Genomic DNA, 12,292 nt, shown 5'->3' with positions numbered 1-12,292 from the left:
CAGCGGGGCACCGGGGGCCAGCTTCCCCAGCCGCTCACTTCGTAGCGGGCACCGCCCGCCCTCGCTTTCCCCCGCTCGACTGGAACCCGCCGACTCATGGCCCCTCTCGCGACGCTCTACGAATTCATGCTCCGATTGCAACCGGAGTCCACGGGCGGCGCCGCCGACTCGGCGGGCGCCACGGGTGGCGCAGGAGCACCAGCCAGCCCGCTCGATGGCTGCGCGGGTGGCTCGTCCACGATGCTCATGCTCGTGGTCATGCTGGCGTTCATGTACTTCTTCGTGCTGCGCCCCGAGCAGAAGCGCGCCAAGGAGCGAGAGGTCACGCTGAAGGCCCTCATGAAGGGGGACATCGTCCGCACCAACAGCGGCATCCGCGGCGAGATCGTCAGCTTCTCGAACGACAATCGGGACGTGATCCTCGAGATCGCTCCGAAGACCCGGATCAACGTGTTTCGCGCGCAGATCCTGGGCAAGGAAGCTCCGGGCACGGACTCCGGCACCACCAGCCCGGCCGACAAGTCGGACAAGGCTGACAAAGCCGACAAGAAGAAGGACTGAGCGTGCGCTCGCACACGTTCACGCCGAGCGGGGAACACCGCTCACAAGGGACTCATGGATAGAGGCTTGTACCTACGTTTCGCGACCGTGGTCGGTGTCGCGCTCTTGGCGGGGCTCCAGCTCTGGCCGACCATCGACGACTGGCGGGTGTCCTCGGACCCCGACGCGGGGCGCACGGCGCCGGAGCTCGTCACGGAGTGGTTCTCGGGCCGCATCAGCCCGGGTCTCGACATCCGTGGCGGCTTGCGGCTGCAGTACGAGGTGGAGGTCGAGGAGTACATCCGTGATCGCCGCGACACCCTGAGCGAACAGCTCGTGCGCAAGCTGGGCGTGCTGCTCGAAGTGTACGGCGAGAACGACGCCGACACCGCGACGCGCGAGCAGCTCGAGCAGGTGGCCGAGCAGGTGCAGGTGGCCACGTTGAGTGGCGGCCTCCGTGCGACGGTGACCTTCACCGGGAGCGTCCCCCAGGCGTTCGACCGTGACTGGCTCCGCGACGAGGGCTTCGGTGAGATGCGCATCGTGTCCACCACGGGCAACGTCGTCACGCTGGAGATGCGTGAGGACAACCTCGACACCCTCCGGGCGACGGCCGTGCAGCAGGCCCAGCACACCGTCGAAGAGCGCATCAACACGCTCGGTATCGCCGAGACCACCGTCATGGCGCGCGACTCCGACATCATCGTCGAGGTCCCCGGCGCCACCGAGGAGCAGTTCGAGCGCATCCGCAGCATCATCGCCCGCACCGCTCGCCTCGAGTTCAAGGTGCTCGACGACGAGGGTGACTACGTCGCCGGGCTCCGCGACGGTCTGCCCGAGGGCGTGACCATGCTCGTCGAGAGCACCTCGGCAGGCGAAGAGCGCCCGAGCGTGAGCGTCTCCTACTTGTTCTCCGCCATGGCGGATGGCGAAGAGTCGTCGGTCGCGGCCTACCAACGCCTCGAGGCCTACGTTGCCACGCTGGACGTGCCGACCGGCCACGAGCTCCTGATGGGCGAGGTCGGGGGCCCCACGGCTCGCGCCCAAGACCGCGGCTGGCGCACGTTCTACGTGTTCAGCAGCGCGAACGTCACGGGTGAAGACGTGGAAGACGCGGCCGTCGCGTTCGACCCCACCCAGGGCAACGCCCCGTACGTCGGCCTGCGCTTCAACACCCGCGGCGCGGACCGCTTCGAGGAGCTCACCGGTCGCAACGTGAAGCGCCGCATGGCCATCGTCCTCGACGACAAGGTCTTCAGTGCCCCCGTCATCAACCAGCGCATCGGCGGCGGCAACGCGCAGATCACGCTCGGCGGCGGCATGGGCGGCCAAGAGGCCATCGAAGAGGCCAACGACCTGGTGGTCGTGCTCAAGGCGGGCGCGCTGCCCGCGCCCCTCCGCCCGGCCAACGAGCAGCTCATCGGGCCCACGCTCGGCCAAGACTCCATCGAGAAGGGCGGCCTCGGCGCGCTCATCGGCATCGGCCTCGTGCTCCTCATGATGGCCATCTACTACCAGGTGGCCGGGCTCGTGGCCGACGTCATGGTGGTGCTCAACGTGGTCCTGCTGCTGGCGCTCATGGCGGCCCTCGGCGCCACGCTCACGCTGCCCGGTGTGGCGGCCATCGCGCTCACCGTGGGTATGGCCGTGGACGCCAACGTGCTCATCACCGAGCGCATCCGAGAAGAGCTGCGCCTCGGCAAGTCGCCTCGCGCGGCGGTGGATCAGGGCTTCTCGAGGGCGTTCTCCTCCATCTTCGACGGCCAGATCACCACGTTCATCGCGGGCATCGTGCTCTTCCAGTTCGGCACCGGCCCCATCAAGGGCTTCGCCGTCATGCTCATGCTCGGCATCGTGACCTCTCTCTTCACGGGTATCTTCTGCTCCAGGGTCATGCTCGATTGGATCGTGCGTGGCCTCAAGGTCGAGCGTCTGCGGGTCGGGTGACACTATGGAACTTATCAAGCCCGACACGTACATCGACTTCATGCGCTATCGCCTCCCGGTGATCGGCGTGTCCACCACCCTGGTCATCCTCAGCCTCGCGTCGCTGTTCTACCCCGGTGCCAACTTGGGCCTAGACTTCTCGGGCGGCACCGAGCTCGAGGTGCAGTTCAACGGCGCCGTGACCACCACGGAGCTCCGCGAGGCGCTCAGCGAAGCGGGCCACCCCGGCGCCGACGTCGTCACGGTGGAGGGTCGCGCCAACACCTACATGCTGCGCGTCAACGAGACGTCTGCCATCACCGAAGAGGTCAAGCGGCCATCGAGTCGCGCCTCACGAGCGCCCTCGGCGACGTCACGGTGCTGCAGTACAAGGTCAGCCCCGGCGGCGACAAGATCAGCCTGCGCCTCTCCGGCCCAGCCGATGTGGCCGTCATCCGTGGCGCCATCGAGGGCGAAGGCGACAACGGCGTCTCCGTGCGCGAAGTCACGCGCTTCGGCGGCACCGCCGAGCACCGCTTCGAGGCCTCGCTGGTGGGCGTGGGCGACGCGGTCTTCCAGGACCTCCAGGCCACCTTCGGGGAGCGCGCCCCTGCGGCGCCGCTGCGCATCGAGTGGGTGGGCCCGAAGGCCGGCGAGCAGCTGCGCGACGCGGCCATCCAGTCGCTGCTCTACGCGGTGGCCTTCATCATGGTGTACGTGGCCTTCCGCTTCGACCTGCGCTTCGCGCCGGGCGCGGTGTTGGCGCTGTTCCACGACGTGGTCATCACCGTCGGCATCTACGTGCTGGTCCAGAAGGAGATGAACCTCACCACCATCGCGGCGCTGCTCACCATCCTCGGCTACTCGATCAACGACACCATCGTCATCTTCGACCGCATCCGAGAGAACATGGGCCGCTACAAGGACAAGAGCCTCAGCGAGCTGATCAACATCTCCTCGTCGCAGGTGCTCTCACGCACCCTCATGACCTCGGCCACCACGCTGGTCTCGGTCAGCGCGTTCTTCGTGTTCGGCACGTCGGTCATCCAGGACCTCTCGTTCGCGCTGTTCATCGGCATCTCGGTCGGCACGTACTCGTCCATCTACGTGGCGGCGCCCATGACCGAGTGGATCGACCGGCGCTTCTTCGCGAAGGCGGCGTGACGCCCAGCCCTCTGCGCGATCTTCGCCCGCCACCCGGCGGGCGAATCGCGTTCAGGGCCCGTTCGCGCACGCAGAGGGGGGCGTGGTGATCGAGCGCCCGGGCTACCGGCTGCGGCCTCCCGATGTGGCCCATGCACGCGCCCTCGGGCGAGAGCTGGGGCTGGGTGCCAGCGTGGCGCAGGTGCTGCTGCACCGGAACTTGGGAGAGGTGGCCGCAGCGCGCTCTTACCTCGAGCCCACCCTGGGTGGGCTGTCCGACCCAGCCGGCATGCGCGGCCGCGCGGAGGCGTGTGAGCGGTTGGCGTTCGCCGCGAAGCACGGCCAGCGGGTGGCCATCTTCGGCGACTACGACGTGGACGGGACCACCAGCACCGCCATCCTGAGCGACGTGCTGGAGGCGCTCGGCGCGGAGGTGATGCCGTTCGTCGCCAACCGCTTCGCGGGCGGCTATGGCTTCAGCGAGCCGGCGCTGGCCGCCTGCCTCGCGGTGTCTCCGGACGTGATCGTCACGTGCGATTGCGGCAGCAGCGATCACCCGCGCATCGCCGCCGCCCGTGCTCGCGGCGTGGACGTGATCGTGGTGGACCACCACTTGGTGCCGGACGAGCCGCTGCCGGCGCTGGCCTTCCTCAACCCACATCAGCCCGGCTGTGAGTTCCCGTTCAAGTGGATGTGCAGCGCAGGCCTCGCCTTCACCCTGGGCGCGGGCGTCCGCGCGGCGCTCGGCAGCAAGTTGGACCTGCGCCCTTGGCTGGACTTGGTGGCGCTGGGCACGGTGGCCGACGTGATGCCCCTCGAGGGCGACAACCGGCGACTGGTGCGCGCGGGCCTGCGCTTGTTGGGGGCGCCCAACGCGCGTCCGGGCATCGCCGCGCTGCGCGAGAACGCCCGCGTGCGCCCGGGCACGGCCATCGGTGGCCAGGACATCGCGTTCAAGTTCGGGCCGCGCCTCAACGCAGCCGGGCGCTTGGCGGACCCGGTGCTCACGCTGCAGCTCCTGCGCGCGCGCAGCCCGGTGGACGCGCGCATGCTGGCCGGGCGCATCGAGCAGCTGAACGACGAGCGCAAGGCGGTGGAGCGCGCGGTCACGGAGCAGGCCGTGGCGCAAGCCCGCACGGTCTACGGCGACCACCCCACGAGCGGCATCGTGGTGGCGGAGCGAGGTTGGCATCGTGGCGTGGTGGGCATCTCGGCGGCGCGCTTGGTGGAGCGCTTCGGCGTCCCCGCCGTGGTCATCGCCCTGGACGAAGCGGGTGTGGGGCACGGCAGCGGCCGCACGCCCGATGGCTATCACCTGCACGACGCGTTCAGCGCGTGCCGTGGTGACCTGCTCAAGTTCGGCGGCCACGCCATGGCGGCCGGGCTGTCCATGGACGAGGCGCGGCTCGACGCGCTGCGGGCCGGCTTCGCGGCCGCCACTCCGCGTCGCGACCACACACGCCCGCTCCCGCTGGTGGACGTGGAGGTGGGAGACACCTTTGCGCTGCCCAGCGCGACGGACCTGCAGGGGCTCGAGCCCCTCGGCGAGGGCAACCCCTCGCCGCTCTTCGCGCTGGCCGCGCGTGTCATCGATGCGCGCGCGGTGGGTGACGGCCAGCACCTGAAGCTCACGCTCCGGGCGGGTGGCGAGAAGCTCACGGCCTTCCAGCGTGATGGGGGCCCCAGCGCGGACAGCGTGGCGACGGAGATCGTGGCGGTGGGCACCCTGTCACCGGACCACTATCGCGGCGGCGGCGCGCTGGAGCTCAGCGTCCAGGCGCTCATCCAGCCCTGACCTGCTGTCCTGTCCCGAGCCCGGCTCGCTGAATACGCTTGCTGCGCTGGGCGTCGGTCCGGCACGTTCATGCCGTGGCGGCAGTCTTGCGCGCCCGGAAGCTCCGAGGAAACCCATGAAGCCGACACGCGCGCTGCGCCGCATCCCTGCTCTGCTCTGCCTCGTCCTGCTGACGGTGGGCTCCCTGCCCGCGTTGGCCCAGCGCGGGGGCCCCACGGCCACCCCGCTCCAGAACCCGGACATGCAGCTGCAGGACCAGCTCATCCGGGCCGGCTCGCTCGGCGCGAACGACCTGCGCTCGTGCGACCGCTTCCTCTCGCGGGCCACGTCTCCGCTCACGCAGACGCGCTTCGTGGTGCGCACGCTCAACGGGCGCCTCGAGGTCAACGCCAGCCAGAACCCCGGCGGCCCCCAGTACACCTCGTGCCTCGAGGTGGTGATGGGAAACGCCATCCTGCAGGCGGCGCAGTCCCTCGGGCAGACCGTCCCGTACAACAGTAACCCCGTGGCCGTGGACGTCCCCATGCCATTCGCAGGCCAGGGCGCCGTGCCGCCCCAGAACCCGCAGCCGGTTTACGTCCCCACCCAGCCGCAGCCGCAGCCGGTGTACGTGCCGCCGCAGCCCGTGACGCAGGTCCAGTACTCGCCCGTGTTCCAGGAGCCCGGGCGCTTCGTGGTGCGCAACGTGCGTCTCGCCGGTCAGGGCCCCTCCATCACGGTGTCGAACGGCGGCGTGGTCGAAGGCACCATGGAGATCCAGCACAACTGCCCCGGCTGCGGCGGCGCCATCAACCAGGTCATCGTGGGCCTCGGCGGTGAGGCCCAGGCGCAGCAGTGCGTGTGGAACGGTGGCTCGCACAGCCGCGGCTTCGAGACCGTGCGCTTCCAGCTGGTCATCCCCAACCAGCCCGGCACCTACGAGGTCCGCGTTCGCTATGCCCAGGCCTACTCGTGCCAGCAGGGCGCGCTCGGCTGGTGGCGGGTGGACCGCCCGGCCGGCCCGGACGCGCGCTCGAACATCGGCGTGGTCATCGTGCAGCCGCAGAGCCCGCCGCCCGTGGTGGTGCAGCCGCAGCCCACGCAGCCTCCGCCCCAGCAGGGGGGCAACCTGCTCTTCGACGGCGGCTTCGAGCAGCAGCGCCTCGCGCCCGGCACGTGGCAGGTGCTCTCCGCGCTGCCCGGCTGGCAGCTGGCGTCCGGCCCCGGCATCGAGCTCCAGAACAACGTGGCGGGCCGCGCGGCCGAGGGCGCGCAGTTCGTGGAGCTGGACAGCCACTCGTCATCGGCCATCTATCAGGACGTGCAGACGGTGCCCGGACAGCACTACGACCTGCGCCTCGCGTTCAGCGCGCGTCCCGGCACGCCGCGCGTGGACAACAGCGTGGCGGTGGTCTTGAACGGACAGGTCGTGTCCACCCTCGAGGCCGAGGGCAGCCACCTGAGCGACACGCAGTGGAGCTACCAGACCATCCGCTTCCAGGCGACGGGGAACAGCACGCGCATCGAGCTGCGCCACGTGGGCCGCTCGAACGGTCTCGGCGGCTACGTGGACGACGTCTCGCTCATCGCGGTGGATGGCCGTGGCCCGGGTCGCGGTCGTGGCCGTGGCCGCTGGCGCTGAGCCCCCGGCTGACTGACTAGCGCCCCTTCCAAACGGGCGCGCGCTTCTGGAAGAAGGCCATCAGGCCTTCTTTCGCGTCTTCGGTCTTGAGCAGGGCGTAGAGCTGGTCGCGCAGGTACGGCACGGCCGCCTTGATGCCCATGTCCGCCTGGTGGTGGAACGCCGCTAGCCCCATCTGCATCGCTGTCGGGCTCTGTGCGGCGAGCTTGCCCGCCACCTCGGCCACCTTCGCGTCCAGCTCACCGGGCTTCACCACGTGCGAGAGGATGCCCAGCGCGAGCGCGTCGTCCGCGGTGAGCTTCTCGCCCAGCAGCATCATGTTCATGAGTGCCCGACGCGGCATCACCCGCTGCAGCGGGGCCATGATCATCATGGGGAACAGCCCGCGCTTGATCTCGGGGGTGCCCAACGTCGCGTCGGCCTCGGCGATGGCGAAGTCCGCCGCCGCCACCAGCCCCAGCCCGCCGCCCATGGCATGCCCCCGCACGGCGGCTACCACGGGCTTGTGCAGGCCCACGAAGCGCAGCAACAGGTCGTCGAAGTCGCCACGGCGCTCGAGCTCGGGACCGTCGCCCGCCATCTGCTTGAGGTCGCCGCCCGCGCAGAACGACTCCCCCGCGCCGGTCAGCACGATGACGCGCACCGCCGGGGTGTCCCGCGCGTCGTCGAGCGCGTAGAGCAGCTCGTTCACCATGCGCGGCGAGAGGGCGTTCTTGCGCTCCGGGTTGTTGAGCGTGATGGTCGCCACGTGGCCGTCGAGTCCGACGGTGATCGCTCCATATCCTCGGTCTTCCATGGTCTCGTCTCTTTCTCAGGTGGGCGGGGCGTCTTCGGTCAGGGTCCGAACGTGATCGCTCATGGCGCGCAGGATGCGCCGCAGGGCCTCGCGGTCCTCACGTGGCAGCGAGCGCAGCGCGGACGCGAACATCTGCATGGGCTGCACCGGGATGGCGCGGGCCAGCTCTTGACCGCGGGGGGTCAGCACGATCTCGATGACCCGGCGATCGCGCTCGGAGCGGCGCCGCACCACCAGTCCGTCCCGCTGCATGCGGTCGACGATCCCCGTGATGGTGCTGTTCCGCGCCTGGATCCGCTCCGAGAGCTCGGACAGCGAGAGATCGCCCACCCCCTCGAGCAGCTTGAGCACCGTCACCTGCGGCCCGGTCAGACCGTGCTCGCGGGCCACGTCCTTCGTGGCGCGCCGGCTCTCCGTGTAGAGGAACACGAATGTCTCGAGGATGGGATCCACGTCCTGCTTCAGGTCGAGCATCGCGTCGCGCGTGTTCTTCTCGGTGGATGCCCCGGGCATATTTCGTACGCTAAATAAATCGAAGGGGGGCGGCGGTCAATCCCGGGCGACCAGATGACCCTGGTGAACATTCGGCGGGTGCGCTACAACCTACCTCCGTCGCGTGCTTTCCGGGGGCTCGGCTCGATGTTTCGAGCGGCACGCGATCTAGCCAGCAGCAGCACACTCCTCTACACTCCCCGGTCGACGTACTTCTTCTCCGCTCTCGGAGGGGCTCCATGGTTCACCGTATGCTTCGTGTCGCCGCCATCACCCTGGCTCTCTCTCTCGCCGTCACCGCGGTGGACCCCGCCCGCGCAGACGCGCAACCCGCTCTCGTTCAGCAGGAGTCAGGGTTCAAGGGCCTTTTCGGCTTGGGCATCCTGGGCGCCGAGCTCGGCCTGGTCATCCCGGCTGCTGCAGGCCTGGACCAGTGGTGGGCGCTCGTCGTCTTCCCGGCCATCGGCGCTGCAGGCGGTGCCCTCGGCGGGTACTACGGCCTCGACCGCAACAACCAGGTGGAGGCTTCCACCGCCATCCTGGCCATCAGCATCGCGCTGATCGTGCCCACGGTGGTGCTCACCGTCGCGCTGCGCTCGTACGACGCGGATGATGAAGACGTGCAGTCCGCAGACGAGGAGGACGAAGCCGCGCCGGCTTCTCCTGCCGCCGAGGCCGAGGCGTCCGCCCGCCGTCGCAGCGAGAGCATCGCCCGTGCCGGAAGCGGCCTGCTACGTCGCAGCGAGTATGGCCTGCACTTGGGCATGCCCGGTGTGGCCGTCTCCAGCCGCGGCGCCACCACCCGCGACGACCTGCTGTTGGGGGTTCGCCCCACCACCGAGGTGCGCATCTCGCTCTTCAGCGGCGTCTTCTGAGGCGCGAGGCGGAGCGCTGGCACCGCTGATCGCCACCGTTCGCGCGACCATCCAGAGCCGTGGCCTCTTTCGCCACGGCGCCCATGTCCTGGTGGGCTGCTCCGGGGGGCCCGACTCCGTCGTGCTCGCCGACGTGCTCGTGGGCCTCGCAGAAGCGTTCGCGCTGACGGTGACGGTGGCATCCGTGGACCATGGCTTGCGTCCCGAAGCGCCTGAGGAAGTGCAGCACGTGGCGCAGTTGTCGCAGGGATGGGGTGTCCCGTTCCGTGGCCTCGCGCTCGCGCTCGAGCCCGGTCCGGGAGCGCCGGCACGAGCACGCCAGGCTCGCTACCAGGCCCTCGAAGCGCTGCGGCGCGAGCTCGGTGCCGACGTGGTGGCCGTGGGCCACACCCGCGATGACCAAGCCGAGACCGTGTTGGCGCGGCTCCTACGCGGCAGCGGCGTGCGCGGCCTGCGCGGCATCGCTCCCGCGCGCGAGGACGCGGTGGTTCGTCCGCTCATCGACTGCGCGCGCGCCGACGTGCACGCCTATCTCGAAACCCGCGGGCAGGGCGCCGACGAGCGCATGCGTGACGGACGTAACGTCTTGGTGGCGGTGACCGACCCAAGCAATCATGACCATGCCTTCGAGCGCGTTCGTCTGCGGCACGTCACGCTGCCAGCGCTACGCGTCGAGGACGCCGAGGTGGACCGTCACCTCGCCGAGCTGGCCGATGACGCCCGCGATCTGGTCGAGCTCGTCGAGCGCCAAGGAGCGCAGCTCCTCGACGCCGCCCTCGTGCCCCAGTCGGGCTTCCGTTGCCTGGACGTCCTCACGCTCCGTGCGGCTCCCAGGGCGCTGCGGCTCGAGGCCCTCCGTCAGCTCGTCGAGGGCGCGCTCACGCCAGCGGTCACGTGCCGTCGCGCGCACCTGCTGGAGCTCGAGCAAGCCGTTCGGGCGGGCGCCGGGGCTCACATCCTCGTCGGACGCGGCGTCTCCTTTCGTCGGGTGGGCGACCACTTGGTCGAAGAGCGCACGCCTGCTGGAAGAGACCACGACCGAGGGGGGTTGCGCCCCGGCTCGGAAGAGACCACAAAGTTATATGTGTAATACGGGGTATCCTCGGTCGGGGCGCCTCCCGATCTCGGCACCCCGCACACGAGGTTCGCTGTGAAACAGAGCCACAAGACCCTGCTCCTATGGGTCCTCCTCATCCTCATGTTCGTCGCCATCTGGACGATGGTGTCTTCGCACAGCGAGCCTCCGCGCGCCGTCGCGTTCACGGAGTTCGTCACGGACATCCAGGAGGGCAAGGTCACCGAGGTGGTCGTGCGCACCCAAGATGCCACGGGCCACTACCGCTACCGCGTTCGCGGAGCCGACGGCGAGCGCCCGGAGCCGCAGCCGCGCGAGACGTTCGGCATCCTCAGCGACCAGGTCAACGAGATGCTGATGAACAGCGGCGCGCGCGTGGAGTACCAGCCCAAGGAGGAGAACATCCTCGCGGGTGCGCTGCTCACGTGGCTCCCCATGCTGTTCCTGCTGGGCATCTTCTTCTTCTTCATGCGGCAGCTGCAGGCGTCGGGCGGCAAGGCCATGAGCTTCGGCAAGTCCAAGGCGCGCCTGCTCAATGAGAGCCAGAACAAGGTCACCTTCGCAGACGTGGCCGGCATCGACGAGGCCAAGGACGACTGCGAAGAGATCATCGCGTTCCTGAAGGACCCGAAGAAGTTCCAGCGCCTCGGCGGCCGCATCCCCAAGGGCGTGCTCCTCATGGGCGCTCCGGGCACCGGCAAGACGCTCTTGGCGCGCGCCATCGCGGGCGAGGCCGGCGTTCCGTTCTTCAGCATCTCCGGCTCCGACTTCGTGGAGATGTTCGTGGGCGTGGGCGCCTCGCGCGTCCGTGACCTGTTCGAGCAGGGCAAGAAGCACGCGCCGTGCATCATCTTCATCGACGAGATCGACGCGGTCGGTCGGCACCGTGGCTCCGGCCTCGGCGGCGGTCATGACGAGCGCGAGCAGACGCTCAACCAGCTGCTGGTGGAGATGGACGGCTTCGAGTCCACGGACGGCGTCATCATCGTGGCCGCAACCAACCGCCCGGACGTCTTGGACCCGGCCATCCTGCGCCCGGGTCGCTTCGACCGCCGCATCATCGTGGCGCGCCCCGACCTGGGTGGGCGCCTCGGCATCCTGCAGGTGCACACCCGCAAGGTCCCGCTCCACGACGACGTCGAGCTCGAGATCATCGCGCGTGGCTGCCCGGGCTTCTCGGGGGCCGACCTCGAGAACCTGGTCAACGAGGCCGCGCTCTTGGCGGCCCGCCAGGACAAGGACTTCGTCTCCATGCAGGACTTCGAGATGGCGAAGGACAAGGTCCTCATGGGCTCCGAGCGGCGCTCCATGGTCATCAGCGAGAAGGAGAAGAAGACCACCGCCTACCACGAGGCCGGTCACACGCTGGTCGCCAACCTGCTGCCCAACCACGACCCGATCCACAAGGTCACCATCATCCCGCGCGGTCCCGCGCTGGGCGTGACCATGTCGCTGCCCTCCGAGGAGCGCCTCAGCTACTCGGCGGCGTGGGTGCGTGACCGCATCGCCATGGCCCTCGGCGGCCGCATCGCAGAGGAGATCGTCTTCGGTCAGCTCACCACGGGCGCCTCGGACGACTTCAAGAAGGCCACACAGCTGGCGCGCTCCATGGTCACCGAGTGGGGCATGAGCGAGAAGCTGGGGCCCCTGGCCTATGTCGAGAAGGAAGACTCGGGCTTCCTGGGCAGCAACCACCACAAGGACTACTCGGAAGAGACCGCCAAGGAGATCGACGACGAGGTCCGCACGATCATCCGCGAGCAGTACGCCCGGGCGCGCTCCCTGCTGGAGGCCAACCGCGACAAGCTCGAGGCCATTGCCGAGGCGCTGCTGGAGCGCGAGACGCTGGACCGCGAAGAGATCGAGGCCGTGATGGGCGGAGGCCCGTTGCCCCCGAACCGCCACATCATCGTCCCGAGCTACGCGGAGAAGCGCCGCGACCAGAAGGACAAGAAGAAGGGCTCCATCTTCCAGCCGCGGCCGCGCGAGGTACCCACCCCCGGCTGAGGGTGGTGCGCGGGCCTTCGCT

The 12,292-nt window shown here is 69.3% G+C and carries 9 protein-coding genes and 1 pseudogene; 8 read left to right on the top strand and 2 right to left on the bottom strand.

Annotation, left to right across the window (positions count from 1 at the left end):
- The first annotated feature begins 126 nt into the window (after window positions 1–126).
- The 5 genes and pseudogenes from yajC (at window position 127) to IPI43_02575 (ending at window position 7,025) form a co-directional block, all read left to right on the top strand.
- Window positions 127–561 (top strand): preprotein translocase subunit YajC, encoded by a 435-nt coding sequence (gene yajC, locus IPI43_02595; protein MBK7773016.1) that lies wholly within the window; start codon window positions 127–129, stop codon window positions 559–561.
- 54 nt (window positions 562–615) lie between these two features.
- Window positions 616–2,487, top strand: coding sequence for a protein translocase subunit SecD (gene secD / locus IPI43_02590; protein MBK7773015.1), 1,872 nt, complete (start codon window positions 616–618; stop codon window positions 2,485–2,487).
- A 4-nt stretch (window positions 2,488–2,491) separates the two neighbouring features.
- Window positions 2,492–3,630 (top strand): annotated as a pseudogene (secF, locus tag IPI43_02585) (protein translocase subunit SecF).
- Window positions 3,631–3,715: 85 nt separating this feature from the next.
- On the top strand, window positions 3,716–5,404 hold the full coding sequence (gene recJ, locus IPI43_02580; GenBank protein MBK7773014.1) for a single-stranded-DNA-specific exonuclease RecJ: 1,689 nt from the start codon (window positions 3,716–3,718) through the stop codon (window positions 5,402–5,404).
- Window positions 5,405–5,519: 115 nt separating this feature from the next.
- Window positions 5,520–7,025 (top strand): DUF642 domain-containing protein, encoded by a 1,506-nt coding sequence (locus IPI43_02575; protein ID MBK7773013.1) that lies wholly within the window; start codon window positions 5,520–5,522, stop codon window positions 7,023–7,025.
- A 16-nt stretch (window positions 7,026–7,041) separates the two neighbouring features.
- Here the strand turns inward: IPI43_02575 and IPI43_02570 are convergent, their stop codons facing one another.
- Together IPI43_02570 and IPI43_02565 are read right to left on the bottom strand one after the other, a co-directional pair.
- On the bottom strand, window positions 7,042–7,821 hold the full coding sequence (locus IPI43_02570; protein ID MBK7773012.1) for an enoyl-CoA hydratase/isomerase family protein: 780 nt from the start codon (window positions 7,819–7,821) through the stop codon (window positions 7,042–7,044).
- A 15-nt stretch (window positions 7,822–7,836) separates the two neighbouring features.
- Window positions 7,837–8,295, bottom strand: coding sequence for a winged helix-turn-helix transcriptional regulator (locus tag IPI43_02565; GenBank protein MBK7773011.1), 459 nt, complete (start codon window positions 8,293–8,295; stop codon window positions 7,837–7,839).
- A 269-nt stretch (window positions 8,296–8,564) separates the two neighbouring features.
- Between IPI43_02565 and IPI43_02560 the strand changes: the two genes are divergently transcribed.
- From IPI43_02560 to ftsH, 3 genes are all read left to right on the top strand, one after another.
- On the top strand, window positions 8,565–9,188 hold the full coding sequence (locus IPI43_02560) for a hypothetical protein (GenBank protein ID MBK7773010.1): 624 nt from the start codon (window positions 8,565–8,567) through the stop codon (window positions 9,186–9,188).
- Window positions 9,189–9,309: 121 nt separating this feature from the next.
- Complete coding sequence (gene tilS / locus IPI43_02555; GenBank protein MBK7773009.1) at window positions 9,310–10,278, top strand: tRNA lysidine(34) synthetase TilS; 969 nt, start codon at window positions 9,310–9,312, stop codon at window positions 10,276–10,278.
- A gap of 60 nt (window positions 10,279–10,338) precedes the next feature.
- Window positions 10,339–12,270 (top strand): ATP-dependent zinc metalloprotease FtsH, encoded by a 1,932-nt coding sequence (ftsH, locus tag IPI43_02550; protein ID MBK7773008.1) that lies wholly within the window; start codon window positions 10,339–10,341, stop codon window positions 12,268–12,270.
- The last annotated feature ends 22 nt before the right edge of the window (window positions 12,271–12,292 follow it).

It is taken from the genome of Sandaracinaceae bacterium (assembly GCA_016706685.1).
Taxonomy (GTDB): Bacteria; Myxococcota_A; Polyangia; order Polyangiales; family Houyiibacteriaceae; genus JADJJE01.
Note: the sequence above shows the minus strand (reverse complement) of the source record. Positions and strands in the feature narration are given on the sequence as shown.